At 61.7% G+C, this 21,436-nt stretch carries 18 protein-coding genes and 3 pseudogenes; 5 read left to right on the forward strand and 16 right to left on the reverse strand.

The window, feature by feature from the left end; genetic code table 11:
• The first annotated feature begins 26 nt into the window (after positions 1-26).
• Genes cysD through cysQ form a run of 3 tightly spaced genes read left to right on the forward strand, consistent with a single transcriptional unit; the run spans position 27 to position 3,671 of the window.
• On the forward strand, positions 27-932 hold the full coding sequence (gene cysD, locus AC0L2P_RS17595; protein ID WP_473502588.1) for a sulfate adenylyltransferase subunit CysD: 906 nt from the start codon (positions 27-29) through the stop codon (positions 930-932).
• A gap of 2 nt (positions 933-934) precedes the next feature.
• Positions 935-2,872: a sulfate adenylyltransferase subunit CysN gene (cysN, locus tag AC0L2P_RS17600; RefSeq protein WP_473502589.1), complete on the forward strand. Its 1,938-nt coding sequence runs from the start codon at positions 935-937 to the stop codon at positions 2,870-2,872.
• Positions 2,873-2,882: 10 nt separating this feature from the next.
• Complete coding sequence (gene cysQ, locus AC0L2P_RS17605; protein WP_473502700.1) at positions 2,883-3,671, forward strand: 3'(2'),5'-bisphosphate nucleotidase CysQ; 789 nt, start codon at positions 2,883-2,885, stop codon at positions 3,669-3,671.
• A gap of 194 nt (positions 3,672-3,865) precedes the next feature.
• On the opposite strand, the gene AC0L2P_RS17610 is transcribed toward cysQ, so the two are convergent.
• Entirely contained in the window at positions 3,866-5,452 is a 1,587-nt protein-coding gene (locus tag AC0L2P_RS17610) for an adenylate/guanylate cyclase domain-containing protein (protein ID WP_473502590.1), read from the reverse strand.
• A gap of 308 nt (positions 5,453-5,760) precedes the next feature.
• Here AC0L2P_RS17610 and AC0L2P_RS17615 point away from each other — a divergent pair.
• Positions 5,761-5,945, forward strand: a pseudogene (locus tag AC0L2P_RS17615) (3'(2'),5'-bisphosphate nucleotidase CysQ); the annotation flags it as partial.
• A 227-nt stretch (positions 5,946-6,172) separates the two neighbouring features.
• Here AC0L2P_RS17615 and AC0L2P_RS17620 read toward each other — a convergent pair.
• From AC0L2P_RS17620 to AC0L2P_RS17655, 8 genes and pseudogenes are all read right to left on the reverse strand, one after another.
• Positions 6,173-7,498 carry a type II toxin-antitoxin system HipA family toxin gene (locus tag AC0L2P_RS17620; RefSeq protein ID WP_473502591.1) on the reverse strand — a complete coding sequence of 442 codons (1,326 nt, stop codon included), beginning with the start codon at positions 7,496-7,498 and terminating at the stop codon, positions 6,173-6,175.
• The gene (locus AC0L2P_RS17625) at positions 7,498-7,752 is read right to left on the reverse strand and encodes a helix-turn-helix domain-containing protein (protein ID WP_473502592.1); all 255 of its coding nucleotides are present in this window, start codon (positions 7,750-7,752) and stop codon (positions 7,498-7,500) included. The genes AC0L2P_RS17620 and AC0L2P_RS17625 overlap by 1 nt, the downstream gene beginning before the upstream one ends.
• Before the next feature lie 739 nt (positions 7,753-8,491).
• Positions 8,492-8,712: pseudogene (locus AC0L2P_RS17630) on the reverse strand (DUF6429 family protein); the annotation flags it as partial.
• 303 nt (positions 8,713-9,015) lie between these two features.
• On the reverse strand, positions 9,016-9,564 hold the full coding sequence (locus tag AC0L2P_RS17635) for a class I SAM-dependent methyltransferase (RefSeq protein ID WP_473502593.1): 549 nt from the start codon (positions 9,562-9,564) through the stop codon (positions 9,016-9,018).
• A 124-nt stretch (positions 9,565-9,688) separates the two neighbouring features.
• Positions 9,689-10,666, reverse strand: coding sequence for a PA3715 family protein (locus AC0L2P_RS17640; RefSeq protein WP_473502594.1), 978 nt, complete (start codon positions 10,664-10,666; stop codon positions 9,689-9,691).
• 83 nt (positions 10,667-10,749) lie between these two features.
• A pseudogene (locus tag AC0L2P_RS17645) lies at positions 10,750-11,583 on the reverse strand (DUF5996 family protein); the annotation flags it as partial.
• A gap of 670 nt (positions 11,584-12,253) precedes the next feature.
• Positions 12,254-12,649, reverse strand: a complete 396-nt coding sequence (locus AC0L2P_RS17650) for a hypothetical protein (protein WP_473502595.1) — start codon at positions 12,647-12,649, stop codon at positions 12,254-12,256.
• Positions 12,646-12,873 (reverse strand): hypothetical protein, encoded by a 228-nt coding sequence (locus AC0L2P_RS17655; protein WP_473502596.1) that lies wholly within the window; start codon positions 12,871-12,873, stop codon positions 12,646-12,648. The genes AC0L2P_RS17650 and AC0L2P_RS17655 overlap by 4 nt, the downstream gene beginning before the upstream one ends.
• A 778-nt stretch (positions 12,874-13,651) precedes the next feature.
• Between AC0L2P_RS17655 and AC0L2P_RS17660 the strand changes: the two genes are divergently transcribed.
• Positions 13,652-14,938 carry an ROK family protein gene (locus AC0L2P_RS17660; protein ID WP_473502597.1) on the forward strand — a complete coding sequence of 429 codons (1,287 nt, stop codon included), beginning with the start codon at positions 13,652-13,654 and terminating at the stop codon, positions 14,936-14,938.
• Between the two features lie 14 nt (positions 14,939-14,952).
• Here the strand turns inward: AC0L2P_RS17660 and AC0L2P_RS17665 are convergent, their stop codons facing one another.
• The 7 genes from AC0L2P_RS17665 to AC0L2P_RS17695 form a co-directional block, all read right to left on the reverse strand.
• Complete coding sequence (locus tag AC0L2P_RS17665; protein ID WP_473502598.1) at positions 14,953-16,428, reverse strand: amidase; 1,476 nt, start codon at positions 16,426-16,428, stop codon at positions 14,953-14,955.
• Between the two features lie 23 nt (positions 16,429-16,451).
• Positions 16,452-17,411 carry a cyclase family protein gene (locus AC0L2P_RS17670; RefSeq protein ID WP_473502599.1) on the reverse strand — a complete coding sequence of 320 codons (960 nt, stop codon included), beginning with the start codon at positions 17,409-17,411 and terminating at the stop codon, positions 16,452-16,454.
• Complete coding sequence (locus AC0L2P_RS17675; protein WP_473502600.1) at positions 17,408-18,187, reverse strand: ATP-binding cassette domain-containing protein; 780 nt, start codon at positions 18,185-18,187, stop codon at positions 17,408-17,410. Before AC0L2P_RS17675 ends, AC0L2P_RS17670 begins: the two co-directional genes overlap by 4 nt.
• 3 nt (positions 18,188-18,190) lie before the next feature.
• On the reverse strand, positions 18,191-19,246 hold the full coding sequence (locus tag AC0L2P_RS17680) for an ABC transporter permease (RefSeq protein WP_473502601.1): 1,056 nt from the start codon (positions 19,244-19,246) through the stop codon (positions 18,191-18,193).
• Between the two features lie 65 nt (positions 19,247-19,311).
• The gene (locus AC0L2P_RS17685; protein ID WP_473502602.1) at positions 19,312-20,244 is read right to left on the reverse strand and encodes a sugar ABC transporter substrate-binding protein; all 933 of its coding nucleotides are present in this window, start codon (positions 20,242-20,244) and stop codon (positions 19,312-19,314) included.
• 217 nt (positions 20,245-20,461) lie between these two features.
• Positions 20,462-20,644, reverse strand: coding sequence for a hypothetical protein (locus AC0L2P_RS17690; RefSeq protein ID WP_023679139.1), 183 nt, complete (start codon positions 20,642-20,644; stop codon positions 20,462-20,464).
• A gap of 100 nt (positions 20,645-20,744) precedes the next feature.
• Positions 20,745-20,894: a hypothetical protein gene (locus AC0L2P_RS17695; protein WP_473502603.1), complete on the reverse strand. Its 150-nt coding sequence runs from the start codon at positions 20,892-20,894 to the stop codon at positions 20,745-20,747.
• Positions 20,895-21,436 lie beyond the last annotated feature (542 nt).

The raw sequence follows: 21,436 nt of genomic DNA on the forward strand, positions 1-21,436 counted from the left end.
TCGGTACGAAAGAACGCTCACAGTCCATGAATATCGCACTTACGCACCTTCAGCGGCTTGAGGCCGAATCCATCCATATTTTTCGCGAGGTGGCCGCCGCCTTTGCCAAGCCGGTCATGCTCTATTCGGTCGGCAAGGATTCGTCCGTGCTCATGCACCTGGCGATGAAGGCGTTCTATCCGGCCAAGCCGCCCTTTCCCTTTCTCCATGTCGACACGACCTGGAAATTCCGCGAGATGATCGCCTTTCGCGACCAGATGCAGCAAAAGCTCGGTTTTGACCTCCTGGTCCATGTCAATGAAGACGGCGTGCGCGACAACATCAATCCGTTCGACCACGGCTCCAACATCCACACGCATGTGATGAAGACGGTGGCGCTGCGGCAGGCGCTCGACAAATACGGATTTGACGCTGCCTTCGGCGGCGCGCGACGCGACGAGGAGAAATCGCGGGCCAAGGAGCGCATCTTCTCGTTCCGCAACGCCCAGCATGTCTGGGATCCGAAGAACCAGCGGCCGGAGATGTGGAAGATTTTCAACACCCGCATCGCTGCCGGTGAATCGATCCGGGTGTTCCCGCTGTCGAACTGGACCGAGCTCGACATCTGGCAGTACATTCTCCAGGAAGACATTCCGATCGTGCCGCTGTATCTGGCCAAGGAGCGGCCGGTCGTCGAGCGCGATGGCATGCTTATCCTGAGGGATGACGAGCGCATGCAGCTGCGGCCCGGCGAAACAGTTGAGAACCGGATGGTGCGGTTCCGCACGCTCGGCTGCTATCCGCTGACCGGCGCATTCGACTCGGATGCCGACACTCTGGAAGCTATAGTCGGTGAAATGCTCACGGCGCGCACTTCCGAGCGGCAAGGTCGCCTGATCGACCGCGATGAAGCCGGCTCGATGGAAAAGAAGAAGCGCGAGGGGTATTTCTGAGTATGCGCCACATCATGGCCAAGAGCCTCGCCCCGACCGACGCAGTCCGCGACTATCTGGCGGCGCAGGAACGAAAGTCGCTGCTGCGGTTCCTGACCTGCGGCTCGGTCGACGACGGCAAGTCGACGCTGATCGGGCGCTTGCTTTCCGACACCAAGCAGATTTTCGAGGACCAGTTGGCCACGCTCGAGCGCGATTCGCGCAAGCACGGCACCACCGGCGATGACGTCGATTTCGCGCTGCTGGTCGACGGCCTCGAGGCCGAGCGCGAGCAAGGTATCACCATCGACGTCGCCTATCGCTTCTTCGCCACGCCAAAGCGAAAGTTCATCGTCGCCGACACGCCCGGCCACGAACAATACACGCGTAACATGGCGACAGGTGCCTCGACGGCGGATCTCGCCATCGTGCTGATCGATGCCCGCCAGGGCGTACTGCGTCAGACCAGGCGACATTCGATCATTGCCTCGCTGCTTGGCATCCGCCACATCGTGCTCGCCGTCAACAAGATCGACCTTGTCGGCTTCGACGAGGCGGTTTTTAAGCAGATCGTCGCCGATTACAGGCAGTTCTCACGTGAGCTCGGCTTCCGCACGATCGTGCCCATTCCGATGTCGGCCCGCTACGGCGACAACGTTACCGGGCGATCCGCCAGGACGGACTGGTATTCCGGCCCGACGCTGATCGAACATCTAGAAACCGTCTCGGTCGACGAGGCTGCGGTCGAACTGCCGTTCCGGTTTCCGGTCCAATATGTGAACCGTCCCAATCTCGATTTTCGCGGCTTCGCCGGCACCATCGCCTCCGGCTCGGTTGCGCCGGGCGACGAGGTGGTCGTCGCCAAATCCGGCAAATCCTCGCATGTCAGGCGCATTGTCTCGCATGGCGGCGATCTTCAGCAGGCTATCGCCGGCCAGGCCATCACGCTCGTCCTCGACGACGAGGTCGAGGTCTCTCGTGGCAATATGCTGGTGTCGCCGGCGGCGCGGCCGCAGGTCGCCGACCAGTTCGCCGCCAACATCGTCTGGTTCGATGAACATGCGCTGCTGCCGGGCCGCTCCTATATCTTGCGCACCGAGACCGACCAGACCAGCGCCACCGTCACCGACCTGAAATACCGGGTCAACGTCAACGACTTTGCCCATGAGGCGGCCAAGTCGCTTGAAATGAACGAAGTCGGCATCTGCAACATCTCGACGCGGTCGCCGATCGCCTTCGATCCGTTTGCCGAAAACCGCCCCACCGGCGCCTTCATCCTGATCGACCGCATCACCAATGCCACGGTCGGCGCCGGCATGATCCTGCATTCGCTGCGCCGCGCCGAAAACATCCACTGGCAGTCGCTCGATGTCGGCAAGCGCGCCCGCGCCGACATGAAGAACCAGCGGCCGGCCGTGTTCTGGTTCACCGGGCTTTCGGGCTCGGGCAAGTCGACCATCGCCAATCTGTTCGAGAAGAAGCTGTTCGCCACCGGCCGTCATACTTACATTCTGGATGGCGACAACGTCCGTCATGGGCTCAACCGCGATCTCGGCTTCACCGACGCCGATCGTGTCGAAAACATTCGCCGCGTCGCCGAAGTCGCGCGCCTGATGGCCGATTCCGGGCTGATCGTCATCGTGTCGTTCATTTCGCCGTTCAGCGCCGAGCGGCGCATGGCGCGCGAACTGATGGCCGACGGCGAATTCGTCGAGGTGTTTGTCGACACACCCTTCGAGGAATGCGCCAGGCGCGATCCGAAGGGCCTTTATGCGCGGGCGTTGAACGGCGAGATCAAGAATTTCACCGGCGTCGATTCACCCTATGAGGCGCCGGAAAAACCCGAAATCCATCTCAAGACACTCGGCAGATCGGCCGAGGAGATGGTGGAGGCCCTGGAACACTGGCTGAACGAGCGGGACATTGCCGAAGACCAATATGATAACGGCGGCGGTATCTGACGACGAAGCGATGCTCGTCGTCTTCGAGCACCTTGCCTTGGCGGCAGGGCGCGAGGTGATGCGCGTCTTTCGTGCCGGCTGTGCGGTCGACAGCAAGTTGGACCGTTCGCCAGTGACGGAGGCCGATCGCGAGAGCGAGAAGATCATCCTTGCCGGGCTTCGCGCCGCGTTTCCCGAAATTCCATGCGTGGCCGAGGAAGAAGCTTCGGCCGGCATCATGGCGCCGGATCTGGGCGACGCCTTTTTCCTCATCGATCCGCTCGACGGCACCAAGGAGTTCGTCAACCGCAGAACCGATTTTACTGTCAACATCGCGCTGGTTCGCCATGGCGTGCCGGAGATCGGCGTTGTCTTCGCTCCCTGCACCGGCCGCTTCTTTTCCGGCCGGCCGGGCAAAGCGGAAGCGATCGAGATCAATGACGACTATGAGATCGTCGATCGCCAGCCGATTTCGGCAAGGGCCGGTATGGCGCCGCTGACAGTCGTTGCCAGCCGGTCCCACAACACGCCGGAAACCGACGCCTATATCCGCGCGCTTGGCGCGGCCGAGATCGTCTCGGTCGGCTCGTCCCTGAAATTCTGCCTCGTCGCCGGCGCCGAGGCGGACGTGTATCCACGCTTCGGCCGCACCATGGAATGGGATACCGCGGCCGGTGACGCGGTGCTACGTGCCGCCGGCGGCATGACGCGCACGCTGGATGGTGAGCCGCTCGCCTACGGCAAGCGCAACCAAAGCGATGACGCGGATTTCGCCAACCCGCATTTTATTGCCAGCGGCAAGGCTGCAGGACTTGGCTAGACGACGGCTGCGCGACCAAAAAAAGGAACGCGTCAGACCTGGTCAGCGTTCTTCGGTCGTACGATTTGTCGCCACGGAGCGCAGTTCCAGGCCCACCGTGATACCAGCCGACCGGCGGCGCATGAGACGGCGTTGAACCCGACATTGATTTTGTGTGGCTAGACACGGTCCAAATTGCATCACGTTGAAGAAACCTAGAATGCGGCGGGCTTGCTTCGGATGGTTAAGGCCAGGAGCGCCTCCGAAAGTCGTTTCTTCGCCCGCTCGAGCCCGTTCTCGTCGATTGCCTCAACATCGAGGAACAAGTCGAGGCCAGTCGCGTGCTCGCTGATGACCTGAGGGCGTTGGGCGAGTTCACCCAGGAGGCCCTCCACTTCGTAAGGGACAACCTCCCGGCTGATCCCCTTCATGGCAATCGGTGCTAACGGACGCGCCCGGACAAGGTCGCGCACGAGTGCGTAAGTCTCATAGCTGAGGCAGATGCCGCCGGGCTCGGCAATCGACTGCAGACGGGCAGCCAAGTTCGCTTCGGCTCCGATGATCGTGTAGTCCATCCGATCATCGGAACCGAAGTTCCCAACATTGCAATAGCCCGTGTTGATGCCCATGCGAACTCGGAAGGGCCGTTCAACTCCGCGGTCATGCCATACCCTGTTCAACTGCTCCAGCCGACGCTGCATGTCGACAGCCATGCGCAAGCAGGCTCTCGCGTCTTCCTCGACGCCTTGCGTCTCGGGGTCTCCGAAGAACACAAGAAGCGCGTCGCCGATGAACTTGTCGATGGTGCCGCCGTGTTTGAGCGCGATTGTCGACATCTCGGTGAAGTACTCGTTGAGGAGAAGCGTCAGGTCCTCGGGCTGGAGCCGTTCCACGATGGCGGTGAAATCCTTGACGTCGGAGAAAAAGATCGTGAGCTTCTTGCGCTCGGTCGCGATTGTGACGTCCTTCTGGCCACTGAAGATGCTTTTATAAATTTGAGGCGAAAGGTATTTGGCGATCTTCAATGAAATCGCGGCCAGGAAGTCGTTTGCCTCGGAAAGCTCCTTGTTGATGCCCTGCACCAACGCTGACTGCCGACGCTGCAGGAGAATGAAGGTCAGGCCCGCCGCCGCCGCGAAGGCGAAATATAGGAGCAGATACTTGAAGGTGAGGACGTTTGCAGCGATAGGCTGATTGACTGATATCTCCTGGATCCCTCGGACATCCCCCACCTTCCAGTCCGTCTTGGGGCTGTCCGGGTGTGAGTTATGGCAGGTCACGCAGACTTGTCCCATTATAACAGGCGCCACGGCGCGGACCTGCCGGTCAAACAGTGAACCCGAGACTTCGATGATCGGCTCCTTCGGGTTGGCGCGCAAAGCAAAGATTGCATTCCGCTCGAAGACATCGAGCTGGTGGGGGGCGCGACCCTTGAAAGGCAGATCCGAGACGAACCGATATTTGACGGCCCCATCGTGAGCGCTGATGCGCTTGCCGAGTTCAATCGAGAGGGTTGCTGGAATAGGGATCGCACCTGGCACGTCCCGGTAGTTGTGCGTCGCAGTCACGGCGCCGTTCGCTTGCAGCACGCGTCCCACGACGTCGCTGCCGTAGAATCCGCGCATTTCGTCGATGATCCGGCTGATTTCGCTGGCTTGCCTGCGCAGCATCCGTTCCGATAGGTCTCGCAGGTCGAGCCAGGCTGCGACGGGCAGACCGATAAGGCCGATGACCACTGCCGCCACCAGGAGCGGTCCCATGGTGCGCTGCTGACGCGCAATCTGTTCACCCAGTCCAGCCATTTGTGCAAGCGCCCGGCCGTCATTAGTGTCTGAACTATAGCTCATTCCCGGCACGGTACTAGAGTCGGTCTTGGCTTGATGAAAACACGTCAGCCCTGCAACGTCGGACCGACGTTGAGCGGTGTTGCCAAGCTCCGACCCTCACAGTGGATTTCGCATTCTGGCGCTAGACGGGCAATGAATCAGTGAAGGGGATGTCGCAAAGTCGGTTATGGCTCGGAATGCGCACCGCGATCACCGCTCAGGGGTCAAAAAATTCACCTCTGGCAAGGTTGAGACTTCTGCGGCCGGAGAGCGGGTCGGAAAAGAAAGTGTCCTGCGAAATCTATCCGCGTTTCGGCCGCACTATGGAATGGGACACCGCGGCGGGTGACGCGGTACCGCGCGCTGCCGGCCGCATGACGCGCATCTGGACGGTGGGCCGCTCGCCTGCGGTAAGCGCAACCGGAGCGACGACGAGGATTTCGCCAATCGGCATTTTATCGCCAGCGGCAAGGCTGCTAAATCTGGCCGGACGATGATTGCGCAACCAAACGAACGCGTCAGACCTGATCGCCGCAACGTAAGCGCAGTACCAAGCACATGCGCGAAAACGAATGTGTTTCAGTGACTTCTGGCCGCGACCCGGGTGCCCGCCTCACCCGCTTGATCGCCCGTCGGTCGATTCAGCCTGGTTCGGTCGGCAAAATGCTTAGCCCTGCAGCGGGTTCGTTTCGCACCTCAATGGACGGCGTCAGCCTTGCTGTCAGCGAGAAGGGTGGCGCGCTTGCCTATAGCCGACTTGACCGAGTCGACAAGCTGTTCAGGAAAGCCATGCGGCAATGAGACGATCGCGGTGTCGGCCTGCTTCTCCACGTTTCCAGCAATATCTTCGAAGATTCTGCGCATGGCACGCCTACCCACTCCGGCAAGGTCAGCGGTCTGCATGAAGTGGCGGGGCATGATGTCAGGCACCGAATAGTGCCGGCTCTTGCCGACCGACATTGCTAACTTGAACTTCTTGCGGGCAATCTGTCCGGCATCAAGGCTGGGCTGGGCGCTGAGCACGTCGTAGAGTGGCGTCATGCGGAATCCTCCGCCAGGGCCGAGAAAGATGCTGAAATTCTTGGCGTGGCCGTCGGTCGCGCCAATCAGCCACAAGAAAATGCAGGCGCGCAAGAAGACGGCGATGTCTTCATCAGGCGTATCGCTGCCCTTCAGAAGCTCGATAATCTCGCGCATGCCGGGACCGCCATCGGACTGGTACTTGCGAGTGGGCGGCACCGACAGCGCTTGACAGATATCCTCCTGCGGCAGGCGCAGGAGGCGGCCGTCGCGGGCCCACCACCGGTCGAAGCGCTCTACGATCAGCGTGCGGCGCTCTCCGAAATCAGCGATCTCCGCTTGGGCGACGGGAACGCCGAACGCCTGGAGCAGCTTGAGGCACAGATACTCGTTCTCGACGCTATTGGAGAGATCGATACCATTCGGCAGCCGGCCAATCTGCGGCTTGAGGATATGAGTGGTCGCCGTCGTGCCGACTGGCTTGAACCAACTCCCGTCCTTGCGCAGCAGCGCGGTCTTTTCCTGCGCGCCAGCAATCGAGATGCGGAAATCCTCATCCTCGCCAAGGCCGAGGGGAGCAGCCGCCAGGTTCTTGATTATCCCGGCCACGTCCTCGTTGCTGACCGGCTTGCCAACGATACTGCCGGGAGTGCCTGGATCCATGGCATCGGGTAGGAACTGCAGCGCGCCAACGCAGTCATGGCCGAGGGCGGCGAGCATGCTGTATGCGTCCGTGCCGTCGGCGCCGACACGTTCGGCAATGCGCCTGCGTATCGCATCACTATCCGGAAGCAGGTTGTCGAAGACGTTGATCACAGGCGCGCCGATATAGCGGTCCTCCCGCAAGGGAAGCGAGAGCGACACCGGGAAGGTGCCACGCCAGTCCAGCCATTCGTGGGCGTATTGGAAGTCGATGGCACCCGTCGATTCCCTGCGCAGCACGCCCACCAGGCGCCCGTTCAGGAAGACATTTAGCGGGATGTGTGCCGGGCGCCGTGCCATCAGAACAGGTCCTCGATGTCAGCGGAGCTGCTCTTGCTGCGCTCTCGAACCACGAGTTCCAAGTCGAGGGCGGAGAGGGCGGCCATCAAGGTGCGGAGCTGCACGGCGGGCTCGCCGGCCTCGAGGCGGGACACTGTGCCCTGGCGCAGACGGATCTGGTTACCAAGCGACCCTTGCGTAAGACCGGCCTGCCTACGCGCGCGGCGTAGGATGGCGCCGAGTTGTTTTGCGTTGCGAGCAATCTGGTCGGTCATGATGGGTCCCTCCAAGGAGCAATATACGGGATCGCGTATTAATCGTCAATATACGCGATCCCGTATAAACGCGGAGCATACGCGATCCCGTATAAAGAAGAAGTATACGCAATTGCGTATGACGCTCGTTGCGTACTCGGAACCCGGACCCTACGGCATGGCGCGGCTACCGCGGTGTCCCTCATACAATCGGGAATGCGAATGCACGGCGAAGCGGATGACGGGGCCGAGACAATCGTTGTGGGCCAGTCGGTCAAGCGTGGGTCTGGGCCGTTCAGGCATCGACGCAAACGGCTCGCGCCTGCCGCTTCCCAGACTCAACGGTTTGATCGGCGGATCACAGAGGATCGCATCAGCGTCATCGACCGGACATCAAAGGGCGTAAGGGAGCGTCTGAAGCTCGCTGGCAATGCCACCCGATCGAGCGGGGACTGCTGTGGTCAACATCCGCCCCTGCGGAAGGTGGATTTGCGGGATTCGAAGTAGCTGTCGAAGCAGAGACGATCAGATCCTTCATTTCCTAAAGAGCAAAGTAGCCATCGCCAGATGAGGCGCAATGGTATGAGGGGATCGCCGCGCGCGCCGAACCTTCAAAGTAGCTCAAACCGTTCCCGACGATTCGTTAAGCCACGCCCGAAACCTACCACAAAACCGTCGCCCGAAATCATAGCCATGCCCCCGGCCCATGGGCGCTGCGCGCCCCCTGGCCGGGGAACCGGAACACCCACGCTCGTGGCTCCGGCCGCCTGAACAGGGTGCGGAACAGTTCTTCCGCGCGTCGCAGGCCCTCATCAGTCAGAATCACCGACTTTGCCTTGCTTGCTGGATTCGAGATCAGCCCCTTCTTGTGCAGGCGATCCAGAGCATCCCAATCCAATCCCTTCCAGGCGCGCCTCTGTTCAGGGTTAGCCAAAGCAGGGCCAGAGCGGCATCGTCGATCTTGTCGGTGTCGATTTCCATGCAGGCAGTCTAACACACGAAACAGCGTCTGCCGCGGCGCACACCGACTTACAATAACGCCCGGCGGCTGCCGGAACATCGGCCCGGCGTTGCGGCCACCGAGGGCGCGGATCGGCACCACGTGATACTCGCGTTTGAAAGGCATTGTCTGGCGAACGGCAATGAAATCGAACTCCGGAAAGCCTCGACCTCCAGCAAGACCCGTGAGCCCGCCCTGTTGGGACCCGGCAGCAGGCAGCGGGTCGGCGCCTGCTGCTGGCCCATGGACGTCCAGTAGATTAACACCACCGGCGATGCGTCGTCTTATGGCTGCGGAGTTCCTAAGGCGGGTTTCTCAAGCACGAGCACATGACTACCAAGAGGCGATGTGTACGCGCTCCTGACTTGAAATCCCTCCTCGCCAAGCGTTTCGATGAATTCGCTATCCATTCCAGGCGGAACGCGGGCAACAACGTTTGAGGTGCGCCTGACAATCTTGGAAAGCACGCTCCGCGCCTTTTCCCTACCGATGTTGCGCTGCATGTGCTGGTAGACGGCCAAGAGCAGGACGATATCGTATTTCGGTAGGAGGATATTGGCGAGACGCCGGCTGCCGAGGTTTAGGCGATCGAACCGGGCATGTACCGGGGAGCCACTCAATAACATTTTTGCAGTCTCGATATGCGGCTTGGCAATGTCGATCCCATGGATCGAGCTGGGTTTCAGCTTGGATATCTCATAGGCGACAACACCCATATTGCAGCCAACATCGAGAATGGATTTTCCGGCGTAGTCGACCTTTGCGGAGAATAGCCCGTCAAGTCTGTCGTCCCACGTTCCTGCAAAACCCCTTTTGAATCTTGACCACCACAAATCATCAGCTCCTTTGGGAAGAGCCCCCTTGAGCGCCTCCTACCACGAGAGAATTAATGGTCGATAGCCATTCAACTGGAATTGATCACATTGACGAACCAAGGCAGGGATGTGTGCGGCCGCGTCACAACCCCATCACATTGAGTGCGGCGGGAACCGGATAGCGGCTGCCGTCATAGCGCAGCCGGTAGGTCCGCTTCACGGGCTTGCCGGGATGGGACTGGCATTCGCCATTCTGGTCGGGGGCGGGATCATCGGTATTCGACCGCTCAACCGCGGTGATATCGTGATAGCCCTGATGGCTCACCGGGCTCATCGCCAGGCTGACCTCGCTGGAACGAAAGGATCCGGCGCAGCTGCCATCGCTATCGCCGCCAGAGCCGGCCACCACGAAGCCGTCGAGCACCACGTGGAGTTCACCGCGGACGAGAGCGTAAAGCCGCAGGTCGGTTTCAGTGAACGGAGCGGTCAGCGAATGATGTGCCATTTCGATGCGCAGGCCGAATGCGGTGACGCCGGGGGCCAGTGCATAGCGGCCGGTATCGAATTCCACCTTTTCGATGACAATCATGTCATCCGTCATTAGGCCGGGCTGGAGCAGGCGCTGGCGCACCCGCAGGCTCTTCCTGTCGACGACCAGAAGCTCGATATCGCCGACATGCAGGTGGTCGCCGTTAGCGGTGTCAATCAGCGGCACTGCGACCAACAGCAGGTCGACGTGGGCGGGCCAAGTCTTGCAGATCAGGCCGAATGTCGCATCGCTTTCCGGAAGCGTTGAGGTGATGCTGGTGTGGGGTCCAAGCGTGAACGAGGTGCCGTCGGCGCTCTTTCGGGCCTTGGGATAGGCCTGCTGCACCAGCGCGGCTGCATCGCCGCAATCGCCCGCCGCGGCCCTGGCCGGTGCCAGGCTGGCGGCGGCGAAGCCGAAGAAAAGGAAGAGGGCACGCAGCAATGTTCGCATGAGGTTCTCACGTCGCAGCGCCGGATGCGGCAGGCATGCATACGCGAGATTGGTGGCGACGCACAGGCTAACGGAAGCCGTGGGAAGGTCCGGCACGATGACCGTGTGGCTCTTGGCAAGTGCCGCCTCCGCGTCCCACATGTCTCCGGCTTGATGCTGAATAGCGGCGGAACGACGACAATCGTAGTCGGGAAAAGCCGTCAGTTCAGTCGAATCTCTGCGTCTCACATTGGCCGAGGTTGTCGAGGTTTCCCGATCTTGCACTCAAGCGCAGTCCTGTCCCAGTCACCGAGTTCAGCAGCGGCGCGATACGTGCTATCCAAAAAGGTCATCAGCATGTCTTCTGGATTGTTGGCAAGCCGGACCGCATCATAGGGCAGCAGAAATTCTCCAAGGTTTTCATCGTAATATGCGGCTTCAGGAGAAATTCTTGCAGCTGCAAAACCGGTCGGCATCGGGTATGCATACGAATAGAACGCGGGAAAGTCGGTTGCACCCCCACCTGGCCAGAAGCCAGCTGACGAGACTTCGTGGCTGTAGGCTTCTCGGGTGATTTCGTCAGGCAGGGCCGGAATACCGCCTGGATGTGAGGGCGCGTGTCGACCGGAGAAACGTGTCACGGCAATGTCAAAACTTCCCCAGAAGAGATGCACCGGGCTGACCTTGCCCAGATACGCCGTACGGAAGATCTGGAGCACGTTCGTCACTGCCACACATGCCCTGAAGAACCGTGTCACAGCATTGGCATCGTAGGGGCGTTCCATCCTGTCTTCGGCGAACGCAATAGCCAGCGGAATCTCATTCGGCCTGCCATGGAACTCCGGTGTCCCACCGAGACTACGAATGAGATCCAACGCGCGCCCGTGAAAGAAGGCGACCGACATCGGCTCAAGCGGGAACCGAGCAATGCGCCCATCGGTTGCTCGTCCGACCACCTCATGGTTGATCAGATCGAGGCTCAATTCGATGCCGCCTGGTCCATCTGGCACTAGCCCGGTCGTGAAACCGCGAGCGTCAGTGTAAAGGGTTGCATGCCAGGAATGGTTCACCCACGATGAGCGGGCGAGCCGCTATTTCCCTATGATTTGAATGTACAGCGCGGAACACGTGCTGCGCCAAGGACCGTACGGTATATCCGGCCACCTTTCCTGGATGCGTTCATTCATTGGGCCAACCTTATTCCATTGAGCTTGGATAGAATCTCACTACCTCCCGTATTCATATTACCGGCAATGAGTCAGTCGGCGACTGATGTCTTTTGCCGAAATGTCCCCTTCAGCCAAATGTGTTTCGAAAACGAACCGCTCGCGGCGTGGCGACGAGGCCTGCCAGTACCGGTAATAGCCTGACCGGCTCACGCCAGCCAGCCCGCACATCCGCTCGATCGCGATCACGCCTTGCAGCCCGGACACCATCATCGACTGGATGACCGGTAGCTGTAGTCCCGCCAGGCGCGCCGCTCCGCTGGTGCGCTTTCCCGACGTGCTGCAAGGCTTCTTGAAAAAAAATCGAGGTCAGCCGCCTGCTGTCCGACGAGACGCTTCAGTTCGCCGATCTGAGCCAATGCCTTCGAAAGCTCGTCAAGCGCTTCCGACGGCAATGCCGGCGCTGCACCGCGCGGGTCGTGCGCCTCACCGAGCCGGCGTACCGCTCGCGGCGGACCCACGCTACCGCGCAGAGCTGCTGGCCCGCCTGCGACCTATCGCTCTGCCGCTAGATTCGAAAGGCTCAAACTGTGCGAGCTGCGTCCATGCTGCCAGGATCGATCTTCGTCAAACGTAGTCTCGCCTCGACCACGCGTCGTCGCGCAGCCCGGATCCTGCTGCACAGCGCGATGTTGATGCCGACACCGCGGCCTTCATCCAGCATTTCATTTGCACGTTCGAGGGAGCGCTCGGCCCGGTTAAGCCGCTGTCGGGCTCTCGCCAGTTCCATGTCCAAAAGTTCCATTTTTCCGAATCCATTGCGGTCCCTTCGATTGGTAAACCGCTTGTGGTCGCCCTTGGTTCCGGCTGTTTGCGAGCGTGCAGCCCAGACGTCGATGTGGCGGGCACAGTTGTGGAACGTGAATGGTGGCGCCGGTGGCCTGAAGGTCGCGACGAATGAAACGCCGGCCCAGTTCAACCCGCCCCAGGTCCTTCAAAGCTGGGGGGATCGTTCTTCACCAAGCGGTCTGCGGCCGCGACCGCAGTTCGTATCCTGCTGCACAGCGCGAGATTCTCGGCCAGCATTTCCTGAGTGCGTTGAAGCGCGAGCTCGGTCCGGCGGATGCGGTGCCTGGCATTGGCAACTTCCGATTTCAAAATATCGGCCGCTATCCCGTGGCCCTGGGGTTCCATAGTGTCCATGGATCTCCAATACATGAGGGCCGATATCGTTCCCTGATGTCGGGCGAAACGGGGTATCGCAGTTCCTCTACCAGTGATGAGCGCTGCCAATAAGGCCCGACCGTCATTGCAGCCGACAAAAGCGCGATGGGCCGAATGACCAATGCGCTCGCTGCCAGAAACAGGGCGCGCCCCTCGATCCGTTTTGATGCGGCCGGACGAAGTGCGAGATATCAAATCGGCGGCTGACTGTGCGCGCCGTGATGATAAGCCATTCGCCGTTGGGCAAAGCGCTATGGGATCTGGCGGCAGATTCGAGCCTGCCTCTCGCCAGCTTGGGAGGAGCGGGCGATCTTCTCGTCAACGGTGTGTAAAAAGCGAACGTAAGGCCGGATAATGCTCAACTCGTGGTGGAGTGCGGCGGGTTTGCCAATGGCGATCTCGCACCTTTTTCACTGCCTTGGTGAGGGTCTGACGGTCGTTGCCGATCTTTTACGTTCGCGTTCGCTGCGCCAAAGGTTCCAGGCCGTTGCTCCTGCACTGTACGATTTCTGCGATAGTCCCCATCGCAACCACCGTCTCCGCCAACACAACATCTTGGTTTCGAAACGGCGCCCAACGTAGGGGACCACGCTCGCCGGCTCGCATCACTGCTTCATTAGTCTACAACGGAACGCAAGGGTATCTTTCAACCTTGGCGATGCATCTCGTCCTGGCAATGCATAGTTTGTTGCTTGCCCGCACAAAGTGCTCGAAACCGGTAAGGTCCTGGGTTAGAAGAGCTGGCAGGATGCCCCTTATGAAAAACTCGACGATGGACGATGCCGACGACTGGCGCCCTAATGGCGGACGCAGCGCTCTGTTCACGCCGCCCGGCGATGCGTCCGGCGCGGAGCGGGTTTCGCGCCGGCGCAAGGCGCTGCTGTCTTCCTCGATGGTCGGCTCGACCAATCGCGGCCGTGTGCTGCAAGCCCTGTTCGATCTCGGACCGACCAGCCGCGCCGAACTGGCGCGCATTGCCGGCGTCAATCGCACCACCATTTCTGGAATCGTGCAGCCGCTGATTGACGATCAGGTGCTGGTCGAGAGCGACCCGATTCCTGCCAGTCCAGGCGGCGGCAAGCCGGCCCGGCCGCTATGGTTCTCGCCCAATGCCCGTCCGATCTGCGGCGTGCTGCTGATGCCGGATTCGGTGCATGCCTGCGTGGCGACGCTCGACGGCAAGATCGAGTCGGAACGCAAGATCGCCCTGCCGGACGGCAGGGGGCCGGTCCAGCCAATCATCGAGGCGATCGCCGAATGCGTCGGCGACACGCTCTCGAGGGCGCGACGCAAGCCCCTCGGCATCGGTGTTGGCGTCGGCGGCATGGTCGACACCGATCGCGGGTCGATCGTCGCTGTCAACCTCGCGCCGGCGCTGGACCGCTACCCGCTTGCCGACGAGCTCGGGCGACGCTTCAGCCTGCCAGTCAAGCTCGACCATCATCCGCGCGCCTTGCTGGTGGGTGACCGCTGGTTCGGCGCCGGGCGCGGCGTCAGGCAGTTCGCGGTCGTCTACACGGGCGAAGTGCTGGGCGGCGCACTCTATTTCGACGGCCATCTCTACCGCGGCACGGCAGGTGCAGGCGGCGAACTCGGACACACTTTCGTGCAGCTCGACGGCGAGCCCTGCCGCTGTGGCAGGCGCGGTTGCTGGGACACAATCGCCACCTTGAGCTGGCTCCGGCGCGAGGCCGCCCGCGCGGCTCTGCCCGAACCCGACCTGATCGACTCGGCCCGCCTCGTCGACATGGCGGCGCGGCGGCTGCCGGGGGCGGCTGAGCTGCTCGACCGTTATGCCCGCAATGTCGCGGTCGGCATTGCCAATCTGCAGCAGACGGTCGCGCCCAACATTTTCATCATGCATGGCGATGTAGTGCTCGGCGGCGATCGCCTGCTCGGTGCAATCGCGGAGCATGTCCGCGCAATGGTTCCGCCACGACCGGGTGGCGCCATCGAATTCATTGCCGGCGATGCAGGTGACCGGGCCGCGCTGCTAGGCGCTGCCGGCCTGGTCATTTCCGAGCTGCTGCAGCTTCCGATCTAGCTGTGCCAAGACAATTATCCTGCGAGCCCCGGATAATTTTGGAACCAGGGCTGCATACGTTCGAACTGAGCCGCCATCGCCAGAACGGTTTCGTCGGCGTGCCGCCGGCCGATGATCTGCAGGCCGACGGGCAGGCCCTGCGCCGTCAGGCCAGCCGGAACCGAAATCGCCGGATGGCCAGTATAGTTGATCGGATAGGTCATGCACCAGCCGATCAGCGGATCGACCGCTTCCCCATTGATTGATGTCGGCCCGATCGTGTTGCCGTCGGGGGCATTCTTGACGGGCGGAACCGCCAGCGTCGGCGAGACGATCAGGTCATGAGTTTCGAATACACCCTCGAGTCCGTCATGGACGCCGGTGCGCAAAAGATCGTCGAGCGCATGGTCGACGGCGGACACCTTGTAGGCGCCCTCCAGCATGGCCAGGAACTGCGGGGTGAGCACCTTGGCGTGCTCGCCCATCAGGTCGATGCCCTCCTGTTTCCAGTACACGGCGATGGCAGCATAGTGGATCGAGATCGTGCGCACCCAAAGCGCCGCCAGTTCCTTGTGATCCGCCCTGAAATCGAGCTCGACCTCGTCAACCTCGATGCCATGTCCTCGCATTGCATCGACGGCACGGGCAATGACAGTGGCGACCTCAGCGTCGACCGGGAAATTGCCTAGTCGCGGACTGTAGGCGACGCGCAGTTTCGGCGTCCGCCCGGCAACGGCGCCGACATAGTCGACGCCGTCATCCGGCAGGCAGAACGGGTCGCGGTTGTGTGGCCCGGCCATGATCTTGGTCATCAGCGCGGCGTCCGCAACGGTGCGGGTCAGCGGTCCGATATGGACCAGAGGATGTCCCCATAAGAAGGCGTCGGGGCGAGTCACCGAAGGAATGCGGCCGAAAGAGGGCTTGAAGCCGACGGTGCCGCTGAACGAGGCGGGGATGCGGACCGAACCGCCACCGTCCGTGCCTTGCGCCAGGGCCGCCATGCCGTCGGCGACCGCTGCCGCGCTGCCGCCGGACGAGCCGCCGGAGTTATAGCCGATCGCGAAGGGCGTGCTGGTCGGCCCGAAGCGCAGATTGTCGGTGATGCCCTTATGGCCGAACTCCGGCGTGTTGGTCTTGCCGAGCACGATCGCGCCTGCGTCGAGCAGGCGCTCGACCGCCACAGCACTTGTTTTGGGCACCGGGTCGTGCACCGCCCACGAACCCATCGATGTGGGCACGCCGGCCATATCGTCGAGGTCTTTGATGCCGATCGGCACGCCATGCAGCGGTCCAAGCGGACCGCCTGTCATCACCGCCTTTTCGGCTGCACGCGCAGCTTCCATCGCCTGATCGCCGAGAACCAGCGTATAGGCGTTGACCAATGGGTTGCGAGCCTCGATTCGGCGCAGATAGGCCTCGGTCACTTCGACTGGCGACAGGTCGCGGCGCCGGATGCGCTGGGCCAGTTCCGTGGCCGGCAGGAAACAGATCTGGTCGTCTGCAGAAGTCATAAGCCATTCCACCGTGTTGGGTGCTATTTGATGAACACTGGATTTGCCGCGCCGCCGGTGCCTTTGCTCACTTTGACCGGACTGGCGCAGTAGAAGCCTTCGTAGCGGCGGTCCGAGGCACAGTCGGCGGCCAGCAGATCGAGCGATGCCATTTCGGTGAACACCACGCCCAGATTGCGCATCAGCGCGGCGTGCAGCACCAGCATTAGCCCGGTCTCGGGCTCGTAGGTTGTCTCGTTGGCTAGCGTGTCGGTAACCAGACAGGGGATCTGCATCTCGTCGAACCAGCGCACGAGGTCGAGGCTGAAGGTCAGTCCGGGTTCCCAATATCCATCGCCGACGCCCTGGTTTCCCGCCGCCAGTGCGCCGACCCAGCCAGTGCGAACGAGAAGGATGCTGCGCGGCAGGATATTGACCCCTTGGGCCCGGGCGCATTCCATGAGGTCGCGATGCGTGAATGTTTCAGCGCGCTCCAGGACCGGTTTGCCGCGGAACCGGGCGACATCGAGCAGCACGCCCCGTCCGACGATCCCACGCTCCGCGATCGGCATGATGCTGGCCTTGGTCATGCCGCCATTGGTACTGCTTGCTGCGAAGCCGTTCCAAAGCGTGTCGTCGAACCACATGTGGCCGAGCGCGTCGCAATGCGTGCCGGCCTGGGCGAAGCCGGTGACATAGTCGTCTGCGAATTCGAGGCCGCCGGCAAGCGGCTGCCAGTGGCCGTTCTCGAAGCCGGCCTTGTCGGCGACCATGAAGTGCTTCGCCGGCCAGCGGCCGGGAAAGACGGCATCGCCCTGGGAGGTCGCGACCGGCACGCCGAGGGTGAAGGTGCGGCCGTCCCGCACTGACGCCAGGCCGCGCTTGACCTCGTCGGCGGTCAGATAGTTGAGCGCTCCGGTCTCGTCGTCGGCACCCCAATGCCCCCAGCGGCTCGGCGCATCCGCGAGCAGCCGGCGCAGCGTCATCGTTTCACTCGCGCTCATGCGTCCGCCTGCGCGGTCGCCGGCTGCCTGGCGCCGGTGATGTAAGCAACAACCTCCTCCATATTGGTGCGGGAACTTGCGAGATCGGCGACCTTGCGGCCCCTGCGCATCACCACCACGCGGTTGCACACCTGCCAGAGATGATCGAGATTGTGGGTAACCATGACGATCGTCAGCCCTTGGGCGCCGAGTCGTTTGATGAGGTCGAGCACCTCACGGGATTCGCGCACGCCGAGCGCCGCGGTAGGCTCGTCGAGCAGCAGCAGCTTGTGGCCCCAAAAGGCACCGCGCGCGATCGCCACCAACTGGCGCTGGCCGCCGGACATGCGATCCACCGGTTTGCTGCGCACCCCGGGGATGTCGATGTGCAGTTCCTCGAGGCCGCGCATCGCGATGTCGCCCATCGATTTGCGGCGGATCCAGCGCAGCAGCGCCGGGCCGCGGCCAAGCGCAATCTCTCGGCCGAGAAAGAAGTTTTCGGCGGCAGTGAACGTGCCGATCAGCGACAGGTCCTGATAGACCGTTTCGATGCCGAGGCGTTGCGCTTCGGACGGCGGCGACAGCCTTTGCGGCCGCCCTTCGAGGATCACCTCGCCGGACGTCGGGTCCTGCGCGCCGGCCAGAATTTTGATCAGCGTCGACTTGCCGGCACCATTGTCGCCAACGAGGCCGAGTATGTCGCCCTTGGCGACGTCCAGCGAAACGTGGTCGAGTGCCTGGATGCCGCCGAAGCTGCGGCAGATCCGGCGCAGGCTGAGCAGCATCTTCTGCGCCATGGCCTATCCCCTCGCATAGCGGCGGCCAATACCGCCGAGCGCTACGGCGACGACGAGAAGGCAGCCGGTGAACAGGAATTGCGTGAAGATCGGCGCGCCGATCATGGCCAGCCCGTTGTTACCGACGGCGACCGTCAGCACGCCGATCAAGGTGCCGAGGATATGGAACTGACCCTCTCGCAGCGCCGCCGAGCCGAGGAAGGCGGCCGAGAACGAGGTCAGCATGAAGCTGTCACCCGCCGTCACCTGGCCGGAGCCGAGATTGGAGGCCATCAGCACGCCACCGATAGCAGCACAGGTGCTGGCGATGGCGAAGGCAACGATGCGGCTGCGATCGACGGCGACGCCGGCGCGGCGCGCTGATTCCGGGCTGACGCCGATTGCCTTGATGTGTTGGCCCTGCACTGTGCGGTTGAGGATCACCCACAGCAGCGCAAGCACGACGGCCATGATGATGACGAGGTGCGGCACTCCGGCAATCCGGCCGATCGCGATATTGGTGAATTCGCGCGATTGCGTGAGCTGCAGCGGAATTCCGCCCGAATAGGCGTAGTTCAGCCCGACCACGATAGTGCCCGTGCCAAGCGTGGCAATGAAGGCGTTCACGCCGATCTTCGAAACCACAATGCCGTTGACAATGCCGATGACCGTTCCGAGGCCGACTACAAGGAAGATGGCGGGTAGGATCGGCAAGCCGCTGCTGCTCAACAGCCCGACGACGAACAGCCCGCAGAAACTCGCAACATAGCCGATACTGAGGTCGAAATCACCAGCAACGAGTGGCACGGTGAGACCGGCCGCGACAATGGTGCCGATCGCCATGTCGTTCACGATATTGCGAAAATTGCCGACGGTTGCGAAGGTCCCTGGCTCCAGCACCGAGAAGATCCCCAGCATCGACGCCAGCACGATGATGGTGCCGTAGGTCCCGAGCAGGCGCATGAGCAACGCGCGCGGCTGTCGAGCACTGGGCGAGATATGGCCGGACTGCATTGAGGGCTGCACGCCGGGCGCATCTGCCGGAGCACGGGGTTCGGGCAGTGAATGATCAGCGGACATGGTGGCTCTCATGACGGCATTCCGGCTGGCCCGGCAAGTCCGGACCAGACCTCAATCGGCAGAGCTTACTGCGGATTGTCCTTCATGAACTTATCGACGTTCTCTTTGGTGACGAGCGTATAGCCCGGCACGAAGGATTTGGGCTTCCACTGGTCGCCGGCTGCAAGGATATCGGGAATCTGATCGACTAGCATTTTGCCTGCCGACGTCAGATCGACACCGAGCGTGGCGGTCATCGTCCCGTCCTTGACGGCCTGGACAGCGGGTGCCGTGGCGTTGAACGAATAGACCTTCACGTCGCTGCGGCCGTTCTGCTTCAGCGCCGCGATCGCGCCCATAGCGTTGTCGTCATAGCAGTTGAAGATGGCGAACGGCCCCTTGGCGTTGGCATTGGCTGCAAGCCAGGCGCTGGTCGCGGCCTGCGAGGATTCGGCAGCACCCGGGATGCTGATCTCGTGCGAGGTCGCCTTGAGCCCCGGATTTGCCTTGACCGCCGCGTCGAAGGCGTCGGCTCGTTCGCGGCACGGAATCCCAGGATGGTAGGTGAGGTCGAGTACAGTTCCGGACTTGCCGATGTCCTTCAGCATCAGGTCGATCAGCGGCTGCGCAGCACCGGTACTTGCAGAAAGCGCGATACCCTCGGCCATACCGCCGCCCGCCGAAAGCACCGGGATCTTTGCGTCCGCCGCCGCCTGGAGCCCTGCCGCCAGGCCGGTCGAATCGAAGACCGTGACGATGATGGCGTCCACCTTCTTGGTTGCCAGTTGCTTGATGCTGGTGATCGCTTGCGAGGGATCGCCATTGGCATTGAGCGTTTCCACCGACCAGCCTTTGGACTTTGCTTCCTGACTCATTGTGTCGACCATCTGGTTTGTGTCGACGTCGGAGGTCGAGAAGGTGACGATGCCGATCGTCAGCTTGTCATTCGCGGCGAGGGCGGCCGACGTGAAGGATGCTGCGACGAGAGCTGCGGTCGAGAGTTTCTGAAAGCGGTTCACTGTGCGTATCCCTGTTGACGGAGTGTTCCGGCCCACTTCCAGACCGGGCAGCAGCCCAGCGAGGGCGCCATCTAAAGGTCGTCACAGTCAGTCTGTTTGTTCGTGCGAGCCACGTACTAACTATAGGCACAAGCCCTTATGCGGCGCAACGGGTAATTTCAACAGGCTTTGGTGACTCGGGCTTCAATAGCCGTGCGGTCTTGGGCCGAGCGCGCAGCTAGGCCGCTTTCTTGATCTCCGCGACCTGAACGCCCAGTCGGAAGGCCTGACCGTCTGCAAACGAACGCGCGTAGCTCTCAGATGTAAAAGGGACCGTGGTGGTGGTGCCGTTGACCGTCACGCGAACCGACCACTCTTTGTCCCTAATGATTTCAACGGCATGTTGCTCATGCGCAGCCATGCATTCCTCCCAAAATCTTCGTTGAGGATGGGAGGATAGCGTCGCAAAACTGGTTTGCATGCAAATAATCCGACACCGCGACGTCGAAATGTCACTATGCTTAAATCGATGGCGTCGCCTTGAGCTGGTCGAGGTGTTCCCTGGCGAGGTAGACAAGTGCGGTGGCTGTCTCTTCAGCCGTCCAGCCTTGCTCGATGCAAGAGGACACCAGAGCGGCGAGCGCGCCTTCAAGGGCGACTGCGCAGTTCACGCTCCTGTCCGGGCTGTTCTGGGTGTGCTGTTTGGGACATGCACAATAATTGGCGGAGTGCCAGAAAGTTCCTCCGCACTCGCGCTTCGCACCGCGGTGCCGCCCCACAGCGTCTTGCCTAAGGGACATTGCGGCGTAATTCGGTCGCGCTCGAATCGAGAGCGACCGCGGATTGAACACGCGGATTACCAGGCGGACAAAAAAGCCCCGGCGCTGGGTCGTTGCGCCAGGGCTTTGGGCACGTACAAGCTACATCGACATGTCCGTATATGAACGTGCGCTAATAAAGTGAAGGAATGGTGAAGGGCGCACGCTTAAAAGCTGGGGTGAAGCGGCAACATCAGTGATGACAAGTTTGCGCACCCTGATTGTCCCACCTAGCTTTCGACCGAACGAAGGCGACTAAGGCTGCGGAGCAAGGCGCATTCGCCAAGATCCTTTCATCGGGGCATGACGACTTCGACCGGGCTGCCAAGCGCAACGAACTAAGGCGCCAGCGAGAGGCACGGCAGAACGCGGTCTGAAGACTGCGGCTATTAGGA

The organism is Mesorhizobium sp. WSM4836, assembly GCF_055811815.1.